The organism is Bombella dulcis, from assembly GCF_026385505.1.
Classification (GTDB): Bacteria; Pseudomonadota; Alphaproteobacteria; order Acetobacterales; family Acetobacteraceae; genus Bombella; species Bombella dulcis.
Map to the genome: position 1 here is coordinate 154,943 of NZ_JANIDV010000001.1, position 25,291 is coordinate 180,233.

General features: G+C 60.4%; 22 protein-coding genes and 1 tRNA gene. 11 read left to right on the top strand and 12 right to left on the bottom strand.

The window, feature by feature from the left end:
* Nucleotides 1-67: 67 nt before the first annotated feature.
* The 6 genes from yidC (at nt 68) to NQF87_RS00735 (ending at nt 7,418) form a co-directional block, all read left to right on the top strand.
* A complete protein-coding gene (gene yidC, locus NQF87_RS00710) occupies nt 68-1,849 on the top strand; it encodes a membrane protein insertase YidC (protein WP_266126513.1) in 1,782 nt (593 codons plus the stop codon).
* Complete coding sequence (gene yihA, locus NQF87_RS00715) at nt 1,849-2,514, top strand: ribosome biogenesis GTP-binding protein YihA/YsxC (protein WP_407651984.1); 666 nt, start codon at nt 1,849-1,851, stop codon at nt 2,512-2,514. The genes yidC and yihA overlap by 1 nt, the downstream gene beginning before the upstream one ends.
* A 52-nt stretch (nt 2,515-2,566) precedes the next feature.
* Nucleotides 2,567-3,481: an acetylglutamate kinase gene (argB, locus tag NQF87_RS00720; protein ID WP_266126514.1), complete on the top strand. Its 915-nt coding sequence runs from the start codon at nt 2,567-2,569 to the stop codon at nt 3,479-3,481.
* A 57-nt stretch (nt 3,482-3,538) separates the two neighbouring features.
* The gene (gene dapD / locus NQF87_RS00725; protein ID WP_266126515.1) at nt 3,539-4,369 is read left to right on the top strand and encodes a 2,3,4,5-tetrahydropyridine-2,6-dicarboxylate N-succinyltransferase; all 831 of its coding nucleotides are present in this window, start codon (nt 3,539-3,541) and stop codon (nt 4,367-4,369) included.
* Nucleotides 4,370-4,377: 8 nt separating this feature from the next.
* Nucleotides 4,378-5,523: a succinyl-diaminopimelate desuccinylase gene (dapE, locus tag NQF87_RS00730; RefSeq protein ID WP_266126516.1), complete on the top strand. Its 1,146-nt coding sequence runs from the start codon at nt 4,378-4,380 to the stop codon at nt 5,521-5,523.
* Between the two features lie 116 nt (nt 5,524-5,639).
* A complete protein-coding gene (locus tag NQF87_RS00735; protein WP_266126517.1) occupies nt 5,640-7,418 on the top strand; it encodes a chloride channel protein in 1,779 nt (592 codons plus the stop codon).
* Between the two features lie 12 nt (nt 7,419-7,430).
* Here the strand turns inward: NQF87_RS00735 and NQF87_RS00740 are convergent, their stop codons facing one another.
* A complete protein-coding gene (locus NQF87_RS00740; protein ID WP_266126518.1) occupies nt 7,431-8,564 on the bottom strand; it encodes an AGE family epimerase/isomerase in 1,134 nt (377 codons plus the stop codon).
* Nucleotides 8,561-10,051, bottom strand: coding sequence for a D-glycero-beta-D-manno-heptose 1-phosphate adenylyltransferase (gene rfaE2, locus NQF87_RS00745; RefSeq protein ID WP_266126519.1), 1,491 nt, complete (start codon nt 10,049-10,051; stop codon nt 8,561-8,563). The genes NQF87_RS00740 and rfaE2 overlap by 4 nt, the downstream gene beginning before the upstream one ends.
* Nucleotides 10,052-10,305: 254 nt before the next feature.
* On the opposite strand from rfaE2, the gene NQF87_RS00750 reads away from it, so the two are divergent.
* Nucleotides 10,306-11,124 (top strand): sulfotransferase family protein, encoded by an 819-nt coding sequence (locus tag NQF87_RS00750; RefSeq protein ID WP_266126520.1) that lies wholly within the window; start codon nt 10,306-10,308, stop codon nt 11,122-11,124.
* 13 nt (nt 11,125-11,137) lie between these two features.
* Here NQF87_RS00750 and truA read toward each other — a convergent pair whose 3' ends face one another.
* From truA to def, 3 genes are read right to left on the bottom strand one after another with little or no spacing between them, the layout of a single operon-like run.
* Nucleotides 11,138-11,929 carry a tRNA pseudouridine(38-40) synthase TruA gene (gene truA / locus NQF87_RS00755; RefSeq protein ID WP_266126521.1) on the bottom strand — a complete coding sequence of 264 codons (792 nt, stop codon included), beginning with the start codon at nt 11,927-11,929 and terminating at the stop codon, nt 11,138-11,140.
* On the bottom strand, nt 11,922-12,854 hold the full coding sequence (fmt, locus tag NQF87_RS00760) for a methionyl-tRNA formyltransferase (protein WP_266126522.1): 933 nt from the start codon (nt 12,852-12,854) through the stop codon (nt 11,922-11,924). Before fmt ends, truA begins: the two co-directional genes overlap by 8 nt.
* A gap of 5 nt (nt 12,855-12,859) precedes the next feature.
* Nucleotides 12,860-13,411, bottom strand: coding sequence for a peptide deformylase (gene def, locus NQF87_RS00765; protein ID WP_266126523.1), 552 nt, complete (start codon nt 13,409-13,411; stop codon nt 12,860-12,862).
* Nucleotides 13,412-13,557: 146 nt separating this feature from the next.
* On the opposite strand from def, the gene NQF87_RS00770 reads away from it, so the two are divergent.
* Complete coding sequence (locus NQF87_RS00770; RefSeq protein WP_266126524.1) at nt 13,558-14,076, top strand: Hsp20 family protein; 519 nt, start codon at nt 13,558-13,560, stop codon at nt 14,074-14,076.
* Complete coding sequence (locus tag NQF87_RS00775; RefSeq protein ID WP_266126525.1) at nt 14,069-14,320, top strand: DUF1150 family protein; 252 nt, start codon at nt 14,069-14,071, stop codon at nt 14,318-14,320. Before NQF87_RS00770 ends, NQF87_RS00775 begins: the two co-directional genes overlap by 8 nt.
* Nucleotides 14,321-14,369: 49 nt before the next feature.
* Here the strand turns inward: NQF87_RS00775 and NQF87_RS00780 are convergent, their stop codons facing one another.
* The 7 genes from NQF87_RS00780 to NQF87_RS00810 form a co-directional block, all read right to left on the bottom strand.
* Nucleotides 14,370-14,579 (bottom strand): hypothetical protein, encoded by a 210-nt coding sequence (locus NQF87_RS00780; RefSeq protein WP_266126526.1) that lies wholly within the window; start codon nt 14,577-14,579, stop codon nt 14,370-14,372.
* A gap of 62 nt (nt 14,580-14,641) precedes the next feature.
* Nucleotides 14,642-15,385 (bottom strand): LPS export ABC transporter ATP-binding protein, encoded by a 744-nt coding sequence (gene lptB, locus NQF87_RS00785; RefSeq protein ID WP_266126527.1) that lies wholly within the window; start codon nt 15,383-15,385, stop codon nt 14,642-14,644.
* A gap of 2 nt (nt 15,386-15,387) precedes the next feature.
* Entirely contained in the window at nt 15,388-16,320 is a 933-nt protein-coding gene (locus NQF87_RS00790) for an LptA/OstA family protein (protein ID WP_266126528.1), read from the bottom strand.
* Nucleotides 16,321-16,327: 7 nt separating this feature from the next.
* Nucleotides 16,328-17,068, bottom strand: coding sequence for an LPS export ABC transporter periplasmic protein LptC (gene lptC / locus NQF87_RS00795; RefSeq protein WP_266126529.1), 741 nt, complete (start codon nt 17,066-17,068; stop codon nt 16,328-16,330).
* A complete protein-coding gene (locus NQF87_RS00800) occupies nt 17,065-18,042 on the bottom strand; it encodes a KpsF/GutQ family sugar-phosphate isomerase (RefSeq protein WP_266126530.1) in 978 nt (325 codons plus the stop codon). The genes lptC and NQF87_RS00800 overlap by 4 nt, the downstream gene beginning before the upstream one ends.
* A gap of 13 nt (nt 18,043-18,055) precedes the next feature.
* Nucleotides 18,056-18,706: a ribonuclease D gene (locus NQF87_RS00805; RefSeq protein WP_266126531.1), complete on the bottom strand. Its 651-nt coding sequence runs from the start codon at nt 18,704-18,706 to the stop codon at nt 18,056-18,058.
* Between the two features lie 59 nt (nt 18,707-18,765).
* Nucleotides 18,766-18,852: transfer RNA gene (locus NQF87_RS00810), tRNA-Leu, on the bottom strand.
* A 365-nt stretch (nt 18,853-19,217) separates the two neighbouring features.
* On the opposite strand from NQF87_RS00810, the gene NQF87_RS00815 reads away from it, so the two are divergent.
* Both NQF87_RS00815 and gltB read left to right on the top strand, forming a co-directional pair.
* On the top strand, nt 19,218-20,648 hold the full coding sequence (locus NQF87_RS00815; RefSeq protein ID WP_266126532.1) for an NAD(P)-dependent oxidoreductase: 1,431 nt from the start codon (nt 19,218-19,220) through the stop codon (nt 20,646-20,648).
* Nucleotides 20,648-25,210, top strand: a complete 4,563-nt coding sequence (gltB, locus tag NQF87_RS00820) for a glutamate synthase large subunit (RefSeq protein ID WP_266126533.1) — start codon at nt 20,648-20,650, stop codon at nt 25,208-25,210. The genes NQF87_RS00815 and gltB overlap by 1 nt, the downstream gene beginning before the upstream one ends.
* Nucleotides 25,211-25,291 lie beyond the last annotated feature (81 nt).

The following is a 25,291-nucleotide window of genomic DNA, read 5'->3' on the forward strand; positions in this document are numbered from 1 at the left end:
GGACGATTTTACGCCACTGAAGAGGCAATCTACCCTTCCAGCATAATGAGAGAGCGGCTCCTGCCCGATGGAAAGTAGCAAACGTATTATTCTGGCCGTCGCCCTGTCGGCCCTGATCCTGATTGTCTTCAATTTCTTTCTGCTTCCGGAGAAGCACAAGCCGGTGGAAGCACAGAGTCCTGCATCGGCTATGGCCACGCAGTCCGCTCCGGCGGTCGCAGCTGCGTCTGCCGCTCCGGGCGATGATGTGGATGATCATGAAGAGCATCGGCTGAAGGTGTCGTCATCTGATGTTCAGGGGTCGTTCAATCTGCGGGGGGCACGGCTGGATGATCTGGAGCTGACCCGCTACCGGGAGACCATCGCCAAGGACAGTCCTTTGGTCCGTCTTCTGGACAGGGCAGGCAGCAGCCGGCCGAATTATCTGGTGCTTGGCTGGGAGAATGCGGCCGGTTTCACGACCCGTCTGCCTAATGAGCATTCCCTCTGGCAGGTGGATGACGGGCAGACCAGCCTGACACCTGAGACACCGGTCACGCTGCACTGGGATAACGGGGCGGGTGTGCGCTTCATCATCCATCTGGCACAGGATCATCATTATATGGTGACCGTGCAGCAGGAAGTGGAAAACCATTCCGGCCAGCCTGTTTCCGTCTATCCGTTCCAGCGCGTGCAGCGTGATTATCTGCCGGAGGATACCGGGTCTTTCACGGCCTATGAGGGGCCGATTGCTGTCATGAATGGCAAGCTGGCCGACAAGGGGTACAAGTCCCTGCGGACGGATGGCAACGGGCCGGACCATGTCTCATGGACTGACAGTGGCAAGGGCGGCTGGGGCGGCATTGCGGACAAGTACTGGCTGACAGCCGTTGGTGCTGATGCGTCCTCCAATGTCCGCATCCGTTACAGCTATGTACCGGAAGGGAATGGGTCCTACCGTGTGACCTTCACGTCGCAGGAGCCGCAGGTTGTTCAGGATGGTGCCCGTCTGGGGCAGGGCAGCCATCTGTTCGCCGGTGCCAAGGAACCGGGCCTGCTGCGCTATTATGGCCGCAAGCTGGGGCTTCCCCGGTTTGATGACAGCATCGATTTTGGCTGGTTCAGCTTCCTGACGAAGCCGATCCTGTTCCTGCTGCACTGGCTTTATGCGCATATCGGCAATTTCGGCCTCGGGCTGATGGCCATGACGCTGATCGTCAAGATCGTCCTTTTCCCGCTGGCCTCCAAGGCAGCTCAGTCCGCCGCCCGTATGCGGATGATTGCTCCGAAGGTGACGGAGATTCGGGAAAAGTACAAAAGCGATCCGATGGTCATGAACCAGAAGGTCATGGCCCTCTATAAGGAAGAAAAGATCAACCCGGCAGGGGGCTGTCTGCCCATGCTGATCCAGGCCCCGATCTTCTTCTGCCTGTACAAGATGCTCAATCTCAGCATTGACGAGCGTCATGCCCCCTTCTTCGGCTGGATCAAGGACCTTTCCGTTCCGGACCCGACCAACCTGTTCAATCTGTTCGGGCTGCTGCCGTTTGATCCCACGCACATTTTCTCCTTCCTGCATCTCAGCATCTGGGGGGCTGCACTGGGCATCACCTTCTGGCTGCTCCAGAAGCACAGCATGGTCAGCATGGACCCGGCACAGGCCCGCATCATGCAGTTCATGCCCATCGTGTATGTCTTCGTGATGTCCAGTTTCCCGGCCGGTCTGCTGGTCTATTATACGTGGAACAACGTGCTGACCTTCCTCCAGCAGCATTACATCGAACGCCGGACCAGCCTGCCCGTGCCCCTGATTGGCCGTAAGGGCAAGGCTCCCCGCAAGGGCGGTGCTGCAAAGAAGAAAGGGCCGTGATGCAGCAGATGCAGACAGTCCTGCCCAGTGAGGAAGAGCTGGAAGAGGGACGCAGGCTTTTCGCCGGTCCCTGTGACTTCTTTTTCGGTGCGCAGACGATTGAACAGCTGCCCCCGCCAGACCGGGCGGAGGTGGCGTTTGCGGGGCGGTCCAATGTGGGCAAGTCCAGCCTCATCAATGCGCTGACGGGCCGGAAGGCTCTGGCCCGTGCATCTTCCGAACCGGGGCGGACCAAGCAGCTCAATTTCTTCAATCTGGGTGGCAGGCTGTCCCTCGTGGACATGCCGGGTTACGGCTTTGCCAAGGCGTCCAAAGCCGTGAAAGAAGACTGGCAGCGGACAATGTTCGCCTATCTGCGGGGGCGTCCCAATCTGGCCCGTGTGATCCTGCTGATTGATGGCCGGGTCGGTCTCAAGGCTTCTGACAGGGAAGTCTGTGACCTGCTGGACAAGGCGGCTGTGGTGTTCCAGATTGCACTGACAAAATGTGATGCCCTGTCGGTTTCCGCTCTGGCGGCACGGCAGAAAGAGGTGGAGGCCTTGGCAAAGACCCATGCGGCGGCCTTCCCTCACATTGTGGCGACAAGCAGCACGACCTCATTGGGTGTGGCCGAGCTGCGTGGCATAATGGCCCGCTTCGCCGGGCCTGCCGGTGAACGGCCCTGAAAAGTTTTTCTCTGAAGCTGAATGATCCATGTCCTCTTCCAAGTCTCCTTCCATGCCTCTTCCAGAAGACTTTCTGGCTCCTGACAGCCTGAGTGACCAGCAGCAGGCTGCGGTTCTCGCTGGTGCCCTGCCTTACCTGCGTCGTTATGCAGGTGACACCATCGTGGTGAAGTATGGTGGCCATGCGATGGTCGAGAATAACCTTGCGGCAACCTTTGGCCGGGATATTGCCCTGCTCAAGCTGGTCGGCATCAATCCGATCGTGGTGCATGGCGGCGGCCCGCAGATCAACAGCATGATGAAGCGTCTGGGTGTCGAATCCCGCTTCATTGATGGTCTCCGTGTCACGGATCGTGAGATGATCGACGTGATCGAGATGGTCCTGTCCGGTACGGTGAACAAGCAGGTGGCGGACCTCATCAGCCATGCCGGTGCCTTGGCCGTGGGGATTTCCGGTCGTGACGGGCGTCTGATCCAGGCACGCCGTCTCGTCCATTATCACCGGACGGATGAAAATGAGAGCGAGGCGGTTGATCTCGGCTTTGTCGGCAAGCCGGAGCGTGTGGACCCCCGTGTGCTGTATGCGCTTTTGGGTGCTGGTCTGATTCCGGTCGTGGCCCCGCTGGGTGCCGGGGAAGAGGGTGAGATCTATAACATCAATGCCGATACCGCCGCGGGTGCCGTGGCCGGTGCCGTGCGGGCCTCCCGCCTGCTGATGCTGACGGATGTTCCCGGCGTGCTAGATGAGAACGGCCAGCGCATCGAGGAACTGACGGCAGAGGAAGCCCGTCGCCTTATCCGGGAAGGGCACATCACCGGCGGCATGATTCCCAAGGTGGAAACCTGCCTCAAGGCCGTGCAGGCTGGTGCCAAGGCTGCCGTCATTCTGGATGGCCGTGTGCCGCATACTTGCCTGCTGGAGCTTTTCACCAGGACAGGGCAGGGTACGCTCATCAAGGCGGACTGAGTTGTTAGGGCAGGTTCGCCTGCCCGGATTGTGGTTTAAGTAATCAAGGAGCGTTTTATGGATCACGCAGAGCTTCGCAGGCAGATTGAAACCCTTTGGGAAGACCGTGCCAGCCTGTCTTCACAGACACAGGGGCAGGCCCGTGATGTTGTGGAAGCCGCTCTTGCCGGGCTGGATGACGGCACGTTCCGTGTTGCCGAGCAGAAGGACGATGGCCGTGTCGTGCATGAATGGCTGAAGAAGGCCGTTCTGATGTCCTTCCGTCTGTATGATTCCGAGCCGATGACCAATGCCTGCGGTGGGGCACCGGGTTTTGACAAGGTCCCGCTGAAATTCGCTGGCTGGGGCAAGGAAGAGTTCGACAAGGCCGGGTTCCGGGCCGTTCCGGGGGCTGTCGTCCGCCGTTCCGCGTACATAGCACCGGGTGTCGTGCTGATGCCGAGCTTTGTCAATCTGGGTGCCCGTGTTGAAAGTGGTACCATGATTGATACATGGGCTACGGTTGGCTCCTGCGCCCAGGTCGGCAGGAACTGCCATATTAGCGGTGGTGCCGGGATTGGTGGCGTGCTGGAGCCGCTTCAGGCCGCTCCTGTCATCATCGGGGATGACTGCTTCATCGGTGCCCGCTCCGAGGTGGCCGAGGGCGTGGTTGTGGAGCGTGGTTCCGTTCTGTCTATGGGTGTTTTCCTTGGGGCTTCCACCAAGATCGTGGACCGCACGACGGGTGAAATCCATATGGGGCGTGTTCCGGCCTATTCCGTGGTCGTCCCCGGCACCCTCCCGCCGAACACACCGGGTGGACCGGCTCTGGCCTGTGCCGTGATCGTGAAGCGTGTTGATGAGCGCACACGCTCCAAGACCTCCATCAATGAGTTGCTGCGTGACTGAGTGACCTCATGACCAACCCCTCATTTCCCTCCGATCCTGTTGCCCTGTTGCAGGACCTTCTGCGGTGCCGTTCCGTAACACCAGCGGATGACGGGGCCTTGAGCGTCGTGGCTCATGCGCTGGAAATGATGGGCTTTGAGGTTACACGCCTTGCCTTCGGTCCGGAGGGGGAACAGACGCCCAATCTCTATGCCCGGCTGGGGACGGGGAAACCCTGTCTCTGTTTTGCAGGGCATACGGATGTCGTTCCCCCCGGTGAGGGCTGGAGCTGCGACCCGTTCGCCGGTGACATCCGGGACGGGCATATTTATGGGCGTGGCACGGCGGACATGAAGGGCGGTGTCGCTGCCGCTCTGGCCGCCGTGGCCCGCAGGCTGGAAGCTGGACCGCTGAAAGGCAGTTTGTCCTTCCTCATTACAGGTGATGAGGAAGGGCCAGCCCATTACGGCACGAGGTCCGTGCTGGAATGGATGAAAGAGCAGGGCGAGGCCCCGGATTTCTGCCTGCTGGGCGAGCCGACCAATCCGGCCGAGATGGGTGATGTCATCAAGATCGGCCGCCGTGGCAGCATGAATGTGGTGATTACTGTCAAGGGGGTGCAGGGGCATGTGGCTTATCCCCATCTGGCGGATAACCCTATCCATCGTCTGGTGCCGATCCTGCATGATCTGACATCCCGTACTCTGGATCAGGGGAGCGACTGGTTTGCGCCATCATCCCTGCAGATCACGAGCGTGGATGTTGGCAACCCGGCGACCAACGTGATTCCGGCAATGGCGCAGGCACGGGTGAATATCCGTTTCAATGATCTTCATACTAGCGAGAGTCTGCGCAACTGGATTGAAGATGTCGTTTCCTGTCATGCACCGGACGCCACGATGGAAGTGGCTGTCAGTGGGGAATCCTTCCTGACAGAACCGGGCACCGAGGTGGAGCAGCTGTCCCAGGCCGTGCAGACAGTGACGGGCCGGAAGCCGAAGCTTGATACGGGCGGGGGCACGTCCGATGCTCGTTTCATCACCCATTGCTGCCCCGTGGCGGAGTTCGGGCTTGTGGGGGCCACCATGCACAAGCGTGATGAGCATGTTTCCCTGGCCTCCGTGGAACAGCTGACACAGGTTTATCTGGAGTTCATGCAGCGTTTTGGCGTCTGAACGAGACTGGAAAAACCAGTTTGTTGGAAAAACCCGCCCGGATGAGGCGGGTTTTTTGCTATGGGGACAGCATTCACGGTTTATGAGTTTCATCGGACCAGAGGAGGTCATCCTTCATGCCCAGACAGACCGGGCCATCACGCACGATGCCGCTTGCACCTGCCATATTGCGGGCGTTCGTGCGGCGGGATGGATTCGGGCTGTTTCTTCTGGCTCTGGTGACGGGGGGCATCGCTGGCGGCTGCGTCCTGCTGATCAATACGGTCACACTCGGGATGCATGTCGTCCTGTATGGCCTGCATAATGGGGGACGCCTGTCGGAACTGTCGGCACTGCCTCTCTGGCGGTGTCTGCTGGTTCTGGGGTTTGGGGGGCTGGTCGTGGGTCTGGTGGGTGCAGTCCTGCGCCGGCGGATGGTGCGCCGCCCGGTAGACCCGGTGGAGGCCAATGCCCTGCATGGGGGGCGCATGTCCGTTCGGGACAGTATCAGCCTTGCGGTACAGACGGTCCTGTCCAACGGTGTGGGGGCGTCCATCGGGCTGGAGGCCGGTTATGTGCAGATATCCGCAGCATTCGGGTCGTGGCTGGGGCGTCTGTTCCGTGTCCGGCGGGAAGAGCTGCGCATTCTTGTGGGGGCGGGAGCGGCCGGGGCCGTCAGTGCGGGGTTTGATGCTCCCATTGCGGGAGCTTTCTATGCGTTCGAGATCGTGCTGGGGACATACAGCCTCGTCAATTTGTTTCCCATTGCGCTGGCGGCCATGGCGGGTCTGGGCGTGCGGCACCTCATGTGCATGGAGGGCGGTGTGCCTCCCCTGATGACGGGCTGGCATATGGGCTGGGGAGCCGTACCCGGTGTCAGTCTGCTGGCAATTCTGTGTGCGCTTACGGCCATCGTCATCATGTATTGTGTGACGCAGACACAGTCAGTGTTCCAGAAACTGCCAGTCCCTGTCTGGTTACGGCCTGTTCTGGGCGGGCTGCCCGTAGCCTGTCTGGCAGCATCTTATCCGTCCGTCCTGTCAGCAGGACATGGCGGGGTCGGGCTGGTGCTGGCAGGGAAGGTCCTGCCCTCTCTGACTCTGCTGCTTTTGCTGCTCAAGGCCGTGGCGGCCTGCCTGTCCATTGGGTCGGGATTCCGGGGCGGGCTGTTCTTTGCCTCGCTGTTTCTGGGCGTGCTGGCAGGGGAAGGTTTTGGTGATCTGCTGGCGCATCACGGGCTGGCCCCGGCGGATGGGCAGATATGTGCGGTGCTGGGCATGGCCGCCATGGCAACGGCCATCATCGGCGGCCCCATGACCATGATCTGTCTGGTGCTGGAGATGACGGGCAATATGGCAGTCAGCAGTGCGGTGGTTCTGGCGGCTGTTCTGTCTCTGCTGACGGTCCGGCGGCTGTTTGGCTATAATTTTGCGACATGGCGTTTTCATCTGCGTGGTGAGACGATCAGGTCCGCCGTGGATGTTGGCCGTCTTCGTGCCCTGACCGTGCTGAAGCTGATGCGGGCGCAGGTCCGCAGTTTCCCGGCCATCATGACCATCCGGCAGGCGCAGGCACAGCTGACGCTGGGTATTGAGGAACGTCTCGTGCTGGTGGATGAGGAAGGCCGCTATCAGGGAATTGTTCTGGTGTCCGAGATTACGGCGGCTCCGGCGAGTGAAAAACCGGTTTCCATTCTGGCCTGCTACCGGGATGTCATGCTGGAGCCGCAGATGACCATTCGGGAAGCGGCTGACCTGTTCGCCGAGGCGGAAGCCGACGTGCTGGCGGTTGTGGAAGATCGTCAGTCCCGGCAGCTTGTCGGGCAGCTGAGCGAACGGCACACGCTGCGCTGTTACGCCGTGGAGCTGGAGCGCAGCCGCCGGGACCTTGCCGGGGATGGCCGCTTCTCTGTGTAACGATGGGACGCCTTATGAAGCGTCCTTCAGAAGGACCTGCCCGGCACTGTAGATGTGATAGAGGCTGCTGGCGGGCATGTGGTCCGTGGCACTTTTCCCCTGCTCATCCAGCCGGTCGATCCAGCCGCCATTGAGCGAGGCCGGGGCATAACGGGTGAAGAAGAGCTGGCTCATCCGGGCAAGCCGTTCGTGCCGGGTCCGGGCATCGGCCGGGGCGTGCTGGGCAAGCAGGCGCATCATTTCAGTCTGGGGCCAGATGCGGGTGGAGGCTTCCAGTACTGAGCCATCATCCAGCAGGGCATCAGGCAGGAGGGGGCCGGGGACCGTCTGCTGAAGGCGGGCATAGAGGCCCTGCTGTGCTTTCCGGGCCGCAGCGGCATGTCTGCCGTCAGGGGCGAGGCGGAGATAGTCTCCCAACAGCCAGCACCATTCGGCCTGGTGGCCGGGTTCGACACGGTTCAGTCCTGTGGGCTGTTCCGGCTTCCAGTCCGGTGTGAAGAACTCCAGCAGGGCATCCGTTCCAGCCGGGATGAAGGAGTGCAGGGCCAGGGCAAGAATGGCCTCGGCATGGTCAAGGAACACTTCCCTGCCAGAGACTTCAGACAGTGTCAGGCAGGCTTCCAGCAGATGCATGTGCGGGTTCTGGGAGTGCCGGTCTGATGTAGCAGGGATGGCATCTCGGTAGCCGCCATGTGTGGAAGGGAAGATGGCATCAATTTCGGCAAGGCTTTCCTCCGCCCTGTGCAGCAGTGCTGGATCACCAGACAGACGGTAGGCCCATCCATGCGCAAAGAGAATGAAGGCATGACCGTACAGGTCCCGTTTCGTGTCGGACGGCGTCTGGTCCGGACCAAGGGCGAAGACCCAGCCGGGAGCACTGTCCGCCCGGTGGTAGAGCCGTGTAACCCGGTCCAGCACCATCAGGGCCTGGTCTCCGGCACTGTAATGGCCATTCAGGGCGGCCTGACAGTACGTGGCAATCTGTCGGGCCTGTACCATCAGGCGGCGGTGCGGCAGGGTGATGGGCGTGGCTTCAAAGGTCAGACGCTCATGATAGAGTCCGGCATCCCCGTCGAAACCGGCCTGAGACCAGAGGGGAAGGCCTTTGTGGAGCAGCCAGTCCCGCCATGCAGAAATATGTGTCATGATCGTGTGTCCTTTGCCGGGTTGGTGTCATCCATGATCTGGACGATGCGGCTGGTGGAATGGCCGTTCAGAAGCGGGGCGAGGCAGACCCGTCCACCATGTTTCCTGACGATGTCGCCACCAACGACCTCATCTTCCTTATAGTCTGCTCCCTTGACGAGAACGTCCGGCTTCAGGGCGGCGATGACATCCAGTGGCGTGTCTTCATCAAAGAGGACGACCAGATCGACATGGCGCAGGGCACGGATGACGGTGGCACGGGCCTGCTCGGTCTGGAGAGGGCGGCGGGGGCCTTTCAGCCGTCTGATGGAGGCATCGGTGTTCAGGGCCACGATCAGCTTGTCCCCCTGGCTGGCGGCAAACTGGATGAGCGAGACATGGCCGGGATGGAGCAGGTCAAAACAGCCATTTGTCAGTACGACGGAAGCTCCGTGCCTTTTCCAGTTTTCCACGATGGTGCAGGCATCGGTCAGGGGAAGGCAGGCTCCGTTATCGGCAATTTCTTCCAGAAGTTTCTGATGCAGCTCGTCACGGGTGACGAAGGCCGTTCCTAGCTTGCTGACGGCAATGGCGGCCGCCGTGGTGGCCATGGTTACAGCGCCGGTAAGGGAGCGATCACTGGCCAGTGCACAGGCGATCGTGGCAATGACGGTATCGCCAGCCCCGGAAACGTCATAGACTTCTGAAGGATGCGCCTGACAGTGCAGAGGGGCTGTATCCTTTTGCCAGAGGGTCATGCCTTTTTCGGAGCGGGTGAGGAGGATGTCGCTTCCGGTAAGGGGGGCGATGGCGGCGCAGGCCTGCTCCACCTCGGCATCATCATGGAGTGCCCATGTGGAGCCTGTGGGATGGGCGATGCTGGCTGCGGCAAGGGCCTTACCGAGTTCCTGCCGGTTGGGGGTCAGAAGGCTGGCCCCCCGATAGGCGGAAAGATCGGCCCGTTTGGGGTCCACCAGCACGGGAATGTTCCGGGCACGGGCGGCTTCAATGACGGTTTTCAGCACCCGGTCAGACAGGACACCCTTGGCATAATCGGAACAGATGAGAATGTGGCTTCTGTCCAGTGCGTTCACGGTGGACGCAATGAGGGCCTCTTCGGTGGCATGGGAGAAGGGGACAAGTTTCTCATTATCCAGCCGGACGATCTGCTGCCGTCCGCTGAGAACCCGGGTCTTCGTGATGGTTGTCCAGCCTGCATCTTCCACCAGACCGTCCAGCCTGATGTCCTTCCAGCTGGAGAGGGCCTGCCGGAGTGTATCGGCGGCCTGATCGGCACCCACCACGCCGATCAGATGGACCGGATGACCGAGAGCGGCGACATTCACGGCCACATTCGCAGCCCCGCCGGGTGTGGAACGCTGATGGCTGCTCAGCAGGACAGGGACGGGGGCTTCCGGCGAGATGCGGGTAACGTCCCCGGTGATGTACTGGTCCAGCAGCAGATCACCCAGAATGGTAATGGCACCGTCAATCAGCGTGTCAGTCAAAAAACGTCCCTCCCTTCAGGAGACAGCACTGCCCGTGAATGGTGTCCGGCAGCGTCCGTGGCCTCATGTCTGGAGGGGAAAGTTTAGGATGTTTTTACCGCTCTGTCGTCAGGGAAAGGGCCTTATCCGGGCTGGAAGGGGGTCTGTGACACAATAAATAAATTTTTATACATTTTTGAAGTTGATAGTGGCAATAATGACACATACTCATGCAATACAAATTGAAACATAAAAACAGGGCCGGGAAGTACGTAATGTCTCGTCATGTTCACTTTATATCCGGTCTTCCCCGCTCAGGAAGTACCCTTCTTAGTGTTCTATTAGGGCAGCATCCTGACATTTACTGTGCAGAATATTCAACGCCTGTCTGTTCTCTCATGACAAAGATGCTTTCTGTTATTTCAGAAGGTGAATATAAAACTGAATTTAGCGATGAAAAGGTCATGAATCTTCTCAAGAAGACAATGGATACTTATCATGACATGCCATCGAGGCCGAATCTGGTCATTGACAATAACCGAGCCTGGTGCAGCAAGCTCCAGCTTCTGGATTATCTCTACCCTGATGCAAAAGTGATCTGTTGTGTGCGTGACCCTGTCTGGGTGATCAACTCCTTTGAACGCATCATTGGCAGGGACCCGACGCTTTCATCCTATCTCGTGCCTGTGGAGCATCGGGCCACGCTTCATCAGCGGGTGAATTATCTGCTGTCTCCTGCGGGGGCTTTCGGTTTTGCGTATCAGGCCTTGCAGGAGGCGTTTTTCGGACAGTTTTCGTCCAAGCTGGTACTGGTTGATTATGACAGCCTGGTGACACAGCCCCTGTCCGTCATGCGTCTTCTGGAAAAGGAACTGAACGTTCCTGCTGCCACTTATGACATGGACAATGTCCGTTACACGCCTCCTACGGCGTACGACAAGGCTCTGGAAACGCCGGGGCTGCATGAAATTGCCCAGAAGGTGGAGCCTCAGAAGCATCCTCTCATACTGCCACCCGATGTCGTGAACCGTCTGGCCGGGGGTGCATTCTGGAGAGACAGAAGCATGAACCCGAAATCAGTCCGGATCATATGAAAATCAGCAGAGTTTATGGCCGGAAAGGATCATCCGGGTAGCCGACATCCATCAGGCACAATCCGTCAGGGGGAGCCGTGGGGCCAGCCTTGCAGCGGTCACGGGCATCCAGTGCTTCTTTCACCTGGTCGGGGTGCCATTGGTGATGCCCGACCAGGGCCAGCGTCCCGACCATGTTGCGGACCTGATGATGCAGGAAGGACCGGGCCTGTACATCCATATGCACACATTCACCAGAGCGTGTGATGGTGAGTTCATCCAGCGTGCGCAGGGCATCACGGGCTTGACAGGCCGCCGCCCGGAAGGAGGTGAAGTCATGCCCGCCCAGCAGGTGGTTGGCTCCTTCCTGCATGGCCTCAATATCCAGTGGGGCACGGAGATGCCAGACAAAGCCTTCCTGCATGGCCGGACGGGCCGGACGGTTGAGGATGGTATAGCGGTACCGTCGCCATGTGGCGGAGAAGCGGGCATTCCAGCCCTCGGGAGCCGGGGCAGCCTCCAGAATGGAAATGGGATGGGGCTTCAGATGGTAGCCGATGGCATCCCGCACGGCCTTGCGGCTGAGAGGGGCATCCTCTGGAAAATCCAGATGGGCCACCAGCCCCGCAGCATGGACGCCTGAATCAGTCCGCCCTGCCGTCACGCTGCTGACCTTGCGTCCCTGCGTGAGATGCTCGGCCGCTTCTTCAATGAGCTGCTGGACGGAAAGGCCACTCTTCTGGCGTTGCCAGCCGACAAAAGGCCGCCCGTCAAACTCGATGCGGATGGCCCAGCGGCTGATGCCGGGCGGGGCAGCGTCAGTCAAGGCGCATCCCTCTGGTCAGCTTCGTGCCACGGAGGAAGGCTTCCCGGTCCATCATGGCCCGTCCCGGTTTCTGGATGCGGTCAATCCGCAGGCAGCCCGTTCCGCAGGCAATGGTCAGCCTGTCATCCAGAACTGTGCCCGGAGCGGGAGCCTCCGCCATCAGGGCGGTAGTCTCGGTCGTATCAGGCAGGCTGACGGCACCGATGCGGTAGGTCTGGCCTTCCAGCAGGGTGTAACTTCCCGGCCACGGAATGAAGGCCCGGACCTGACGTTCAATTTCTATAGCCGGACGGCTCCAGTCGATCTGCCCGTCTTTACGTTCCAGCCTCGGGGCATAGCAGCTCCGGAAGTCATCCTGTGGAACAGGAACAGGCTGTTCCTTCAGGGTACGGGCGACCAGACGGGCACCGATCTCTGCCAGACGGTCATGCAGGCTGCCTGCCGTGTCTTCAGGCGTGATGGGTGTGGCCTCGGAGAGCAGGACGGCTCCCGTATCCAGTCCCTTGTCCATCTGCATGATGCAGACACCACTTTCCGCATCGCCAGCCCGAATGGCGGACTGGATGGGAGACGCCCCCCGCCAGCGGGGCAGCAGGCTGGCATGAATGTTCAGGCAGCCCAGTCGTGGGGCGTTCAGGATGGCTTCCGGCAGAATGAGGCCGTAAGCCGCCACGATGGCGGCATCAGCTTCAAGCTCCTGAAAGAAGGCCAGCTCTTCTTCATTATGGCGCAATTTTTCCGGCGTGCGGACGGGGATGCCGAGTGCGTCAGCGGCCTCATGCACAGGCTGCCGCCGCAGGGCCTTGCCCCGGCCTGCCGGACGAGGGGGCTGGGTATAGACGGCAACAACTTCATGACCCGCATCGATCAGGCCATGAAGGGCTGGAACGGAAAAGTCCGGCGAACCCATGAAGATGAGGCGCATGGTGCTTACCGTCTCCGCTTCTGTTCCTTGGCCAGACGCCGCATGATCATGTTGCGTTTCAGGGAGGAGAGGTGATCGACAAACAGGATGCCATCCAGATGGTCGATTTCGTGCTGGATGCAGGTTGCCAGCAGGTCGGAGGCGTCCTGCTCGATGGTCTGGCCCTCCAGGTCACGATAGCGGACACGGATGGATTCCGGCCGGATGACCTCGGCATACTGGTTGGGCAGGGAGAGGCAGCCTTCCTCCCGTGCCGCGAGCGTCTCGGAGGAATCGATGATCTCCGGGTTGATGAGGACCATCGGGTTGCGGGGTTCGTCTTCCCGGGCCACATCAACCAGTACGAAACGCTGGCTGATCCCCACCTGCGGGGCAGCCAGACCGATGCCGGGGGCCTTGTACATGGCCGAGAACATGCCCGGCAGGGCCTCGCGGATGGCGGCCATGTCTTCCGGGCGGACGTCACGGGCCACCTGGCTCAGCACGGGCTGGGGAGCGACAAGGATTGATGTCGGAGCAATGTCATCAAGCCGGTCGAGGAACTCTAAATTTTTCATGGCAGACATGTTAGCGGCTGGTGAGGGCTAATGCCATCCCCTTGTATCGGAAGGGCGGGGCCCTCATATGTCCCGGTGCGGCAATGCCTCGTGAGGGTTGCCCGCCTGTATTCACGTCTCGCTCCCTGAGGAGGCATCGTAACGTCATGTCGTCATCTGGACGCCTTTTCACGTCCCCCATGTTTCTGGGGTTTGATCATCTGGAACAAATGCTTGAACGGGCATCAAAAACAGCATCGGACGGGTATCCGCCCTACAATATCGAGCAGCTGAGCCGCACGGCCCTGCGCATCACGCTGGCCGTGGCCGGGTTCGTCATGGATGACCTCCAGATCACGCAGGAGGACAACCAGCTCGTGATCCGTGGTAGGCAGGCGGACGACACGCAGGGGCGTGTCTTCCTGCATCGTGGCATTGCGGCCAGGCAGTTCCATAAAGCATTCGTGCTGGCGGAGGGGATCGAGATTGCCGGGGCATGGCTTGATAATGGCCTGCTGCATATTGATCTTCATCGCCCTGAACCGGAGGTGCGCGTGAAGCATATTGCCATCCAGCAGGGCAGCTCCGGTGGTGCCATGCGGTCTCCCGCTCCGCCCGCCCGGGATGTGGAGCTGGCCCGTGATCTTTCCCCCGTTACGGAGGATGAGCCTTTTGGCCGTGAATGATGACAGCCGTATCTCTGCCAGTGATGAGCTGGCAGAGCAGAAGCGTGCCCGCTCCATGACGGGTGCGGAGCTGCGGGAGTGGGGGATGAAGGAAGTCGCCTATTTCCGGACCATCACGCATGAGGGGGCAACGCTGGTCGCCATCCATGCCGCAGATGGGACACCTGTCGGCATTGCCGAGGATAAGGATAGTGCGGTGGACGCCATCCTCGAGCAGGACATGGTGCCGACCTTTCTGCAATAGGTCTTTGCTTCTGTCCTGATGATTTCCCTGACGGATAGCGGAAGGGAGATTACAGTCCGTTTTTCTGTTTATAGTGCCTGTTGATAAAAGCGACGGGGATGACCAGAAGATAGATCAGGACCCCTGCACTGAATGCGCCGATAGAGGATTCCTGGTTGATGGTAAGGCAGCGCATCAGTCCGTCGGTTATGAACTTGGCGTACTGTATAAATGTGGCGTACAGGCAGAGCAGTGACAGCCGGTACAGGACTTTTTTCATGCACCATCTCCCTCAACTGGGGAAGAAAAGCGGGGGGGGGGCCGTATTTTCCAGTCTCCCCGTTACAGGGAGAAATTTTCTCCCAGATAGACCCGGCGCACGTCCTCATTGGCCACGATGGCTTCCGGCGTTCCCTCCATGAGGACACGGCCGCTGTGCAGGATATAAGCCCGGTCAATGACTTCCAGCGTTTCACGGACATTGTGGTCCGTAATCAGCACGCCGATGCCACGGTCCTTCAGATGGGACACGAGGGCACGGATTTCGCTGACGGCAATCGGGTCGATACCGGCCAGCGGTTCATCCAGCAGGATGTAGTTCGGCTGGCTTGCCAGCGCACGGGCGATTTCGAGGCGGCGACGCTCACCCCCTGACAGGGCCAGGGCAGGAGAATGACGCAGGCGGGTGATGCCGAATTCAGCCAGCAGGCCATCCAGCATGTGCTGACGTTTGTCCCGATCTTTCTCGACGGCCTCCAGTGCCACAAGGATGTTCTGTTCGACATTCAGGCCACGGAAGATGCTGGCCTCCTGCGGCAGATAGCCGACACCCAGCCGTGCCCGACGGTACATGGGCAGGGGAGTGATGTCGGCACCATCCAGCGTGATGCTTCCCATGTCTGTCTGGACGAGACCGACAATCATGTAGAAGCTGGTCGTTTTCCCGGCACCATTTGGCCCGAGGAGGCCAACGGCTTCTCCACGCTGCACGTGGAGGGATACATCATGAACGACGGTGCGTTTCTTGTAGCTTTTTCCGATGCCACGGGCTGCCAGCCCCGGCATGGCCTGACGGTCGTCTGCCATGATTATTTCCCTGTCTCGTTGGGAACGATAAGCCCCTGTACCGGGTTGCTGGAACCGGACATCATGTGGGAGACGCCCGTCTTCAGGTTCACGATGGCCTGAGACCCGTTATTCTGGTTCTGCCCCTGCGTGACATGTACATGGCCGATCAGACGTGCCAGCTCCGGTCCGGCCAGATAGACGCCCCGGTCCCCGGTGGCGGTCTGACGCTCGGTCCGGATGACCACATGGCCCCAGCCGTAGGAACGGTCCAGATTGCCGCTTTTTGACTTCTGCGCACCCGCTGTCTGTCTGGCTCTGTTGGCGGCCTTCTGGGCATCGGAGAGTTCAACAGCCTGCATGATGTCAGCCGTGATGCGTTTTCCGTCATTGGTATTGACGGTGGCGTCACCCCAGCCGATGGAAACCCGTGTATGCGGGTAATATTCCACCAGATCACGGGCGGTCATCAGCTGGCGGGGCGTGGTGAACTTCATGGCCTTGCCGGTCATCAGCAGGACGCCCTTGTCGACGTCATACAGCCCGTGATCGCCCCAGCCCTGATCTTCCAGATTGTAGATGTGAACGTGCCCGAACGCCTCGACCCGGTAAAGCTCCATGTCGTCATCGCCGCCATTCTGGCTGCTGCTGTCAGTCGTGTCGGTCGCACCGGCAGGTTTCTGCCTGGGGCGCAGATAGCCGACCAGCGTATCGGCATCGACCGTCATGTCGCCCCGCTGGGCACGGGCACCTCCCGTCAGGGTCACGGTCTGGCGGTTATGGTCGTAAATTTCTTCCTTCTTCCAGAAGAGATGGACGACCTGCCCATGAGACTGGTCTTCCGTTGCCGTGTCGGCGGAAACGGCGTCTGAAGAGGGCATCAGGGTGCTGGCGAGCAGAAGGCTGCCAGCGGCGAGGACAGCATGAGGGCGGAAAGAAACAGGGAGACGCATCATGCTTCCTTTATGGGCTTTTCAGGTCCGTGGGAGAAGGGGGAGATGGCGATAAATCATCAAAATGATTCGTCCGTCCAGCCCCAAGGAACTGAAGCGTATCGGTCTGCTGGTCCATGAAGGCACCTTCCGCATCCTGCGTGCCGAACGGGCCTTCAGCGTGAACCCAGTCATGCGTGGCGATGACCTGCTGGGGGAGGTCGATGTCGGCGGATGGGCTGTTCAGCAGGACACCATCACTGCGATAGATCACGACATGGCCATTCAGCGTCAGGGTTTGTTCATGCTGGAGGTACATGCCGCTGTCGGCCCTGGCGTGGACCCATTGATGGTTGTGGAGCATGATGTCCGCTTCCGGCTCGATCATGTCGATGCGGTCATGCTCGGTCTGCTGGGCGATGCGGGCCGTGATGGTGTAGGGCCTGTTGTGGGAATCAATGTCCCGATAGGCGGCATGTTCCATCATGCCGCTATCCGTATGCGTACGGCGCATGATGGCCAGAATGGCACTGTTCTGATGGATCAGATGGTTGATTTCTGGCCATGTTGCCACGGAGAGCAGAAGGAAGGCGGCAAAACCGGGGAGTGCCCATTTCGCCCTCTTCATGAACAGACGCCGTCTGGCCATGGCTGCGGCGGAAGGGGGCGTCCGCCGCCTGTTCATGGCTTCCTGTCGCAGGGCGTCCAGCTGGCGGGTCTTTTCCAGACGGTCGGTGTCGAAATCGTCCCGTTTGGGTGATGGTGCCTTCATGAAAGGCCCGCCCGCAGAAGGTCATGAAGGTGGAGAATCCCGACCGGCCGCCGCTTCTCATCAATGATGAACAGGCTGGTCACGGGAACGGGGCGGTCATTCATGAGCTGCCGGATGTCCTGTGCCCGCATCTCCGCCGTGCCGGTTAGCGGAGTGGGGTTCATGATTTCCGAAGCCGTGGTGTTGTCGAGGTCCCTGTCCAGGGCCGGACGAAGGTCGCCGTCGCTGATGAGGCCGGCGAGGCGGCCTTCATCATCCAGAATGCCGATGCAGCCGAAACTTTTGCGGGTGATTTCCAGAATGACGGCCCGGAGGGACATGTCCTCACGCCCCAGTGGCATGTCCTGTCCTGTATGCATGAAGTTGCTGATGGGGCGCAGCTGCGCTCCCAGAGTGCCCGCAGGATGCAGCAGGCCGAAATCATGGGCATTGAAGCCCCGCTGCTCCAGCAGGGCAATGGCCAGGGCGTCCCCCAGGGCAAGCTGGAGCAGGCAGGAGGTGGTCGGAGCCAGCCCCATCGGGCAGGCCTCCGGTGCTGCGGGAATGATGAGCGGGATCTGGACGGACTGGGCGAGCGTGGATGCTGCCTTTGTCGTAAAGGCGATCTGTGTGAGGTTCAGACGGGCGGCGTGCAGAAGGACCGGGGCCAGCTCGTTCGTCTCACCGGAATTGGAGAGATAGAGGACCACATCGTCGGCCTCCACCATGCCGAGGTCTCCGTGAGCGGCATCGGCGGGATGAAGGAAGAGGGAAGGCGTGCCGGTGGAGGCCAGTGTCGCATTGATCTTGCGCCCGATATGACCGGACTTGCCCATCCCGGTCAGGATGAGACGGCCCTTCATGGTCAGGATGGCCTCCAGTGCGGCCTCGAACCCTTTCTGCATGGGGCCACGCAGGGCGTCCTCAAGCTGTTCCAGCCCCCGCCGTTCTGTCTGGAGGGTACGGCAGGCGGTCAAAAGGGGAGATGAGGTCATGGAAGGGCTTTATTCAGGCACGATGAGCGAAAATGTCCGACACATCATAGCCCAGAAGGTCCAGCTTTGCACGGGCAGGGAGGAAATCATAGCAGCTTTGGGCGAGTTCACGCCGTCCCTCACGGATGAGCATGGCTTCCAGTTTTTCCCAGAGCTTATGGAGATGAAGTACATCGGAAGCCGCATACTGGAGCTGTTCTTCCGACAGGGTCGGGCTGCCCCAGTCGGAACTCTGCTGCTGCTTGGACATGTCGATTCCCAGCAGCTCTCGGCTGAGATAGGCAAGGCCATGCTTGTCCGTGAAGGTATAGACAAGACGGGCGGCAATCTTCGTGCAGATGACGGAACTGAGCGTGATGCCCAGATAGTGCTGGAGGACGGCCACATCAAACCGGGCGAAATGCATCAGCTTGGTGACGGAACTGTCCTGGAGGAGTGCCTTGAGGTTGGGGCAGTGCCCGTAGCCACGCCCGCCCAGATGTTCCGGAATGAATTGCACAAGGTGCGCCTGCCCATCCCCGGCAGAAATCTGCACGAGGCAGAGCCGGTCCCGGTGCGGGTTGAGGCCCATCGTTTCAGTATCAATGGCAATGGAAGAACCCAGCTCAAGATTGTCCGGGAGGTCGCCCTCATGAAGATGAATGGCGTTGCGCGGAGTGCTCATAATTTCACCGGATTTTCTGAGGGGGACACTTCATCCCTTCAGTGAAGGGAGGAAAGCCTTGGTGCCCAGAAGAAGACTCGAACTTCCACGTCCTTGCGGACACAGGCACCTGAAGCCTGCGCGTCTACCAATTCCGCCATCTGGGCAAGAGCTTTCTGAGGAAGCTGGTCTCGATGGAGACGCCGCCTCGGCTCTGTGAAGACGCTTCTACGGTGTGGGCGTGATGCCGTCAACAGGGAAAATGCATTTTCCTGAAAAATTAAGCTGAAGCAGCTGGCATCAGCACAAAAAGTCCGTTTCGGACTTAATCTGTTAACTATTACTGATAATCAGTTGCATTAATGAAATGGCACGTGGAATATTTGGTCAGTAACACTGTCTATTTTTTTGTGGGCAAGCTGGTATCTGTCAGGAAGACTGTCAAGACGACCCGGCCACGGGGTTACGGTCTCGCTCCTGATGCAGGGCGGGGCCTCCGTGTGGCATGGGCAATTCAGGGATGTATTTCGTAATGGCTGAACAGATGCTGCGGTTTGTAAACTGCTTCCAGAAACTTCCGGACAAACGCGCGGCGGGCGAGAGACGGGAAGATTTTGGAGAGATTTACGCCGGGTTCAGTCCGGAACGGGCCGGGGAGCAGGCATCACGCTGCTCCCAGTGTGGCATTCCCTACTGCACGGTCCATTGCCCATTGGGGAATGTCATTCCCGAATGGCTGCGCCTTACAACGGAAGGCCGGCTGAAGGAAGCTTATGAATTGTCTTCCAGCACCAACAGCTTTCCTGAAATCTGTGGCCGCATCTGCCCGCAGGACCGTCTCTGTGAAGGAAACTGCGTTATTCGCCCGGGCTTCCAGAGCGTCACCATCGGTGCCGTGGAACGCTACATTACCGAGACCGCCTTTTCTGAAGGCTGGGTCGTGCCCCGCCTTCCTGCCGAGGAAACGGGGCAGAGCGTGGGCATTGTCGGGTCTGGCCCGGCAGGTCTGGCCTGTGCCGAACGGCTGCGGGCTGCGGGGCATGAGGTGCATGTCTATGAACGGCAGGAGAAACCCGGCGGGCTGCTGATGTATGGCATTCCGGGCTTCAAGCTGGATAAGAGTGTTGTGGAACGACGCTGGAAGCTGCTGGAGGAGCAGGGGATCATTTTCCATCTGGGGCAGTCTGTCGGGTATGGTGAGGGTGCCCTGTCTCTGGAGGAACTGCGCCGGGAACATGACGCCGTTTTTCTGGCCACGGGCGTCTATCAGGCCAGACAGGTGAAAGGCCCCGGTGCCGGGCTGGCCAATGTGGTGGAAGCCCTGCCTTACCTCAAGGCATCCCAGACAGGGCACGAGGATGCGGGTCTGACAGCGAAGGGCAGGCGTGTCGTGGTGCTGGGCGGTGGTGACACGGCCATGGACTGCGTGCGTACGGCCATCCGGCAGGGCGCAGAGGATGTGGTCTGCGCCTATCGTCGTGACCGTGACAACATGCCCGGCTCCCGTCAGGAAGTTCTCAATGCCGAGGAAGAAGGTGCCCGGTTCGACTGGATGGTCACGCCGGAAGCATTCCTCGGGGATGACAAGGTGAAGGCCGTCCGCCTGCGGGAGATGCGTCTCGGTGCTGCGGACGGGGAAGGCCGCCGTGCCGTGGAGCCGACAGACACCACCCGTGATCTGAAGGCCGATCTGGTCATCTGTGCGCTGGGCTTCGAGCCGGAAAATCTGCCGGAACTCTGGAAGCAGCCGGACCTCGCCGTAACACGCTGGGGCACGCTGGATGTCTCCGGGAAGGGGCATGAAACCAGCCTGCTGGGCGTGTTCGCCGGTGGGGACATTGTCCGGGGGGCAAGCCTGGTTGTCTGGGCGATCCGTGACGGGCGTGACGCTGCCGATGCCATCATGAATTATCTGTCTGCCGGGGCTGCCCGGTCTGCAACATCTGTCGAGGAGTGCGCCTGATGTCCACCCTGAATGAAAAAACCACAGACGTGACATCCGCTCCGGAAACGGCACGGGATTTCGTGAAAGCTTATCAGGCCAATGTCGAGCGGCTGGAAGGGCTATATGACCCGGCGCAGGAGCATGATGCCTGCGGTGTGGGGCTTGTGGCGGCGATGGATGGCCGGCCCAGCCGTGCCGTGGTGCAGGCGGGCATCGAAGCTCTGGGCAACATCTGGCACCGTGGGGCTGTCGATGCCGATGGCAAGACGGGTGACGGGGCGGGCATCCATGTGGAAATTCCGCAGAATTTCTTCGAGGATGCCATCCATAATGCGGGCGATCTGAGGATCGAGGGGCGCATTTCTGTCGGGATGGTCTTCCTGCCCCGCACGGACCTTGCCGCGCAGGAACGCTGCCGCCAGATCATCGAGACGGAAATCCTGCGTTTTGGCTATGGTATCTATGGCTGGCGTCAGGTGCCGATTGATACGGCCTGCATTGGTGAGAAGGCCAATGAGACCCGTCCCGAGATCGAGCAGATCATGATCCGCAACACGCTGGGGCGTGATGAGGAAACGCTGGAGCGTGACCTTTACGTCATCCGGCGGCGTATCGAGCAGGAAGCCACACGGGCACAGGTGGAGCTGTATATCTGTTCCCTGTCCTGCCGGTCCCTCATCTATAAGGGCATGTTTCTGGCAGAGAACCTGACGGATTTTTACCCGGACCTGCTGGATGAACGGTTCGTGTCCCGTTTCGCCATCTATCACCAGCGTTATTCCACCAACACCTTCCCGAAATGGAAGCTTGCCCAGCCTTTCCGCAAGATTGCCCATAACGGGGAGATCAACACGCTTTCCGGCAATGTGAACTGGATGCGGGCGCATGAGACACGGCTGAGCAGCCCGGCTCTGGATGCGCATATGGAGTCCCTCAAGCCCGTCGTGCAGGTGGCCGGGTCCGACACGGCGGCACTGGACAATGTTTTCGAGCTTCTGACCTTTGCCGGACGGAATGCGCCTTTTGCCAAGGCCCTGCTCATTCCGGCAGCGGCAGGGGCGAATTCGTCCCTGTCTGACCGGGCCAAGGCGTTCTACCGTTACTGCAATGCTGTCATCGAGCCGTGGGATGGTCCGGCGGCTCTCTGCGGGACGGATGGCCGCTGGGTCATTGCCGGGCTGGACAGGGCCGGTCTGCGCCCTCTGCGCTACAGCATCACGAAGGACGGGCTGCTGATTGTCGGTTCCGAGACGGGCATGGTGCGTGTGCCGGATGAAGCCATCGCCCTGCGGGGGCGGCTCGGGCCGGGGCAGACCCTTGCGCTGGACCTTGCCGAAGGCCGCTTCTACACGCCGGATGACGTGCTGGACATGCTGATCAACCGGCAGGATTATGAAGGCTGGATCAGGGACGGCATCGACGATGTCGAGCCGATGATGGCCCAGGTGCATGAGCCGGACGGGATTGATGCGGAAACCCTGCGCCGCCGTCAGCTGGCCGTCAACCTGACCTATGAGGACATGGAAGCCACGCTCCAGCCGATGGTGCAGAATGGCAGTGAAGCTCTGGCATCAATGGGGGATGACACGCCGCTTCAGGTGCTGTCCCGCCATTATCGGGGGCTGTCCCATTATTTCCGGCAGGGCTTCAGTCAGGTCACCAACCCGCCGATCGACAGTCTGCGTGAGACACGGGCTATGAGTCTGGTGACGAGGCTGGGCAATCTCGGCAACATCCTGGCCGAGGAGGCCAGCCAGTGCCAGCTTCTCCAGCTTGCCAGCCCCATCCTGACCAGTGGTGAGTTTGGCCGCCTTCAGGAGATGTGTGGCGGGCAGGGAGAGACCATTGACTGCACCTTCCCGCTGGCTGATGGCGAGGAAGGGATGCGGGCGGCCCTGACGCAGATATGCCAGAAGGCCGAAGATGCCGTGCGGGGTGGCTGTGCCCATCTGTTCCTGACGGATGAACACAGCACGGCAGAGCGTGTGGCCGTGCCGATGGTTCTGGCCGTGGCGGCCGTGCATGTCCATCTCATCAATCACAGCCTGCGGACTTTCACCTCCGTGAATGTCCGGGCCTCGGATGTGCTGGACGTGCACAGTCTGGCCGTGATGGTGGGCGTGGGAGCATCCACGGTCAATCCGTGGCTGGCCCAGCAGAGCATTGCCGACCGTCTCCGCCGGGGGCTGTTCGGCAGGATGACCCTGCGGCAGGCCATGCAGCAGTACCGCAAGGCCGTGGATAAGGGGCTGCTCAAGATCATGTCCAAGGCAGGAATCTCTGTCGTGTCGGCCTATCGCGGGGGCTATAATTTCGAGGCGATCGGCCTCTCCCGCGCGCTCGTGGCGGAGTTCTTCCCCGGCATGGCCTCCCGTATTTCCGGTATCGGCCTGCCCGGTATCGCCCGGAATGTCATCAAGGCACATAAGCAGGCATGGCAGCCGGCGAACGTGTCTCCGCTGCCGATCGGGGGGCGGTACAAGATCCGTCCGGGCGGGGAGGCACATTCCTTCTCGGCCAGTGCGGTGCATATGCTCCAGACGGCGGTGCAGGCCAACAGCTACAAGCTGTTCCGCCGCTACGCTGATGCTCTGGAAGCGCAGGAGCCGGTCGCCCTGCGTGAGCTGCTGGATTTCCGCTCCAGCGCACGCTCCATCGATGTGGATGACGTGGAAGGCATCACCCAGATCCGCCGCAGGCTGGTCGCTCCGGGCATTTCCCTCGGTGCCTTGAGTCCGGAAGCGCATGAGACGCTGGCCATCGCCATGAACCGCATCGGGGCCAAGTCCGATTCCGGTGAGGGGGGTGAGGACCCGGCCCGTGCCACGCCACGGCCCAACGGGGACAATGCGTCCTCGGCCATCAAGCAGGTGGCGTCCGGCCGCTTCGGTGTCACGGCGGAATACCTCAACAACTGCCGGGAGCTGGAGATCAAGGTCGCACAGGGGGCGAAGCCGGGTGAAGGGGGGCAGCTTCCTGGTTTCAAGGTCACGGAGCTGATTGCCCGTCTGCGTCATGCCACGCCCGGCGTCACGCTGATCTCGCCACCACCGCATCATGACATCTATTCCATCGAGGACCTGGCTCAGCTGATCTATGATCTCAAGCAGATTAATCCGGAAGCGACCGTGACGGTGAAGCTTGTGGCCCGTACAGGTATCGGGACCATTGCCGCCGGTGTGGCCAAGGCGAAGGCGGATGCCATCCTGATCTCCGGCCATTCCGGCGGAACGGGGGCCAGTGCCCAGTCCTCCATCTATTATGCGGGTCTGCCGTGGGAAATGGGGCTGAGTGAGACCCATCAGGTGCTGATGCTCAACCGTCTGCGTCATCGGCTGAAGCTGCGTGTTGATGGTGGCATCAAGACCGGGCGGGATGTGGTGATCGCCGCCATGCTGGGAGCCGAGGAGTTTGGCATTGGGACGGCGGCTCTCGTGGCGATGGGCTGCATCATGGTGCGGCAGTGCCATACCAATACCTGCCCTGTCGGGGTCTGCGTGCAGGATGAGGAGCTGCGGAAGAAGTTCGAGGGCACGCCGGAGAAGGTCATCAACCTCTTCACGCTGATCGCCGAGGATGTCCGCAACATTCTGGCCCGTCTGGGGTATCGTTCCCTTGAGGAGATCATCGGGCGGACGGATCTGCTGCATCAGGTCTATCGTGGCTCGGATTATCTGGATGATCTGGACCTCAATGCACTGCTGGTGCAGGCTGATGCGGGCGGTTTTGCCCGTCACTGCACGCTGGAAGGGCGTAATGAGGTACCGGACACGCTGGATGCGCAGATCATCGCTGATGCCCAGCCGCTGTTCGAGCGGCGGGAGAAGCTGCATTTGCATTACATTGTCCGCAACACGCACCGTGCGGTGGGGACGAGACTGTCCTCCCTCATTACCCGCCGCTTTGGCATGGCCAGCCTGCCGGAAGGGCATCTGACACTTTCCCTTCGTGGTTCTGCCGGTCAGTCCCTCGGGGCTTTCGCCGTGCAGGGTCTGCGCATCGAGGTGGAAGGTGATGCCAATGACTATGTGGGCAAGGGCCTTTCCGGGGCCACGCTGGTGCTGCGCCCCAGCCGGACCACACCCTGCGCGACGGAGAAGAACTCCATCATTGGCAATACGGTGCTGTATGGGGCCACGGCGGGTGCCTTGTTTGCTGCCGGACAGGCGGGCGAACGTTTTGCCGTCCGGAATTCCGGTGCCGTGGCGGTGGTCGAGGGCTGTGGCTCCAATGGCTGTGAATACATGACCGGCGGTACGGTGGTTGTTTTGGGCAAGGCCGGGGACAATTTCGGTGCCGGCTTTACGGGCGGTACGGCCTATGTGCTGGATCAGGACGGTGATTTCCCGAAACGGGTGAATCACGACACGGTCATGTGCCAGCCCGTGACGGCACAACGCTGGAAGGACGAGCTGCGTGGTCTGGTGGAACGGCATGAACGTGAGACAGGCAGTGCCTATGCGGCGGGCTTTCTGCATCACTGGGATGAAGTCCTGCCGAAGTTCTGGCACGTCGTGCCCAAGGACTATGCTCGCATCATCGGCTATGAGGAAGCTGATCTCAGAAGCCTGTCGGCCTGACACGGGGCCAGATGATGAGGCTGTGAAAGAAAAGAGAGTTTTCACAGCCTTCCGGCTTGGCTAGTCTGAAAAGATGATGAC

Bases quoted from the DNA above. Each gene is read 5' to 3' on its own strand.
- yidC (WP_266126513.1), top strand. From the start codon at position 68: ATGGAAAGTAGCAAACGTATTATTCTGGCCGTCGCCCTGTCGGCCCTG.
- yihA (WP_407651984.1), top strand. From the start codon at position 1,849: ATGCAGCAGATGCAGACAGTCCTGCCCAGTGAGGAAGAGCTGGAAGAG.
- argB (WP_266126514.1), top strand. From the start codon at position 2,567: ATGCCTCTTCCAGAAGACTTTCTGGCTCCTGACAGCCTGAGTGACCAG.
- dapD (WP_266126515.1), top strand. From the start codon at position 3,539: ATGGATCACGCAGAGCTTCGCAGGCAGATTGAAACCCTTTGGGAAGAC.
- dapE (WP_266126516.1), top strand. From the start codon at position 4,378: ATGACCAACCCCTCATTTCCCTCCGATCCTGTTGCCCTGTTGCAGGAC.
- NQF87_RS00735 (WP_266126517.1), top strand. From the start codon at position 5,640: ATGCCCAGACAGACCGGGCCATCACGCACGATGCCGCTTGCACCTGCC.
- NQF87_RS00740 (WP_266126518.1), bottom strand. From the start codon at position 8,564: ATGACACATATTTCTGCATGGCGGGACTGGCTGCTCCACAAAGGCCTT.
- NQF87_RS00750 (WP_266126520.1), top strand. From the start codon at position 10,306: ATGTCTCGTCATGTTCACTTTATATCCGGTCTTCCCCGCTCAGGAAGT.
- fmt (WP_266126522.1), bottom strand. From the start codon at position 12,854: ATGCGCCTCATCTTCATGGGTTCGCCGGACTTTTCCGTTCCAGCCCTT.
- def (WP_266126523.1), bottom strand. From the start codon at position 13,411: ATGAAAAATTTAGAGTTCCTCGACCGGCTTGATGACATTGCTCCGACA.
- NQF87_RS00770 (WP_266126524.1), top strand. From the start codon at position 13,558: ATGTCGTCATCTGGACGCCTTTTCACGTCCCCCATGTTTCTGGGGTTT.
- NQF87_RS00780 (WP_266126526.1), bottom strand. From the start codon at position 14,579: ATGAAAAAAGTCCTGTACCGGCTGTCACTGCTCTGCCTGTACGCCACA.
- lptB (WP_266126527.1), bottom strand. From the start codon at position 15,385: ATGGCAGACGACCGTCAGGCCATGCCGGGGCTGGCAGCCCGTGGCATC.
- NQF87_RS00790 (WP_266126528.1), bottom strand. From the start codon at position 16,320: ATGATGCGTCTCCCTGTTTCTTTCCGCCCTCATGCTGTCCTCGCCGCT.
- lptC (WP_266126529.1), bottom strand. From the start codon at position 17,068: ATGAAGGCACCATCACCCAAACGGGACGATTTCGACACCGACCGTCTG.
- NQF87_RS00800 (WP_266126530.1), bottom strand. From the start codon at position 18,042: ATGACCTCATCTCCCCTTTTGACCGCCTGCCGTACCCTCCAGACAGAA.
- NQF87_RS00805 (WP_266126531.1), bottom strand. From the start codon at position 18,706: ATGAGCACTCCGCGCAACGCCATTCATCTTCATGAGGGCGACCTCCCG.
- NQF87_RS00815 (WP_266126532.1), top strand. From the start codon at position 19,218: ATGGCTGAACAGATGCTGCGGTTTGTAAACTGCTTCCAGAAACTTCCG.
- gltB (WP_266126533.1), top strand. From the start codon at position 20,648: ATGTCCACCCTGAATGAAAAAACCACAGACGTGACATCCGCTCCGGAA.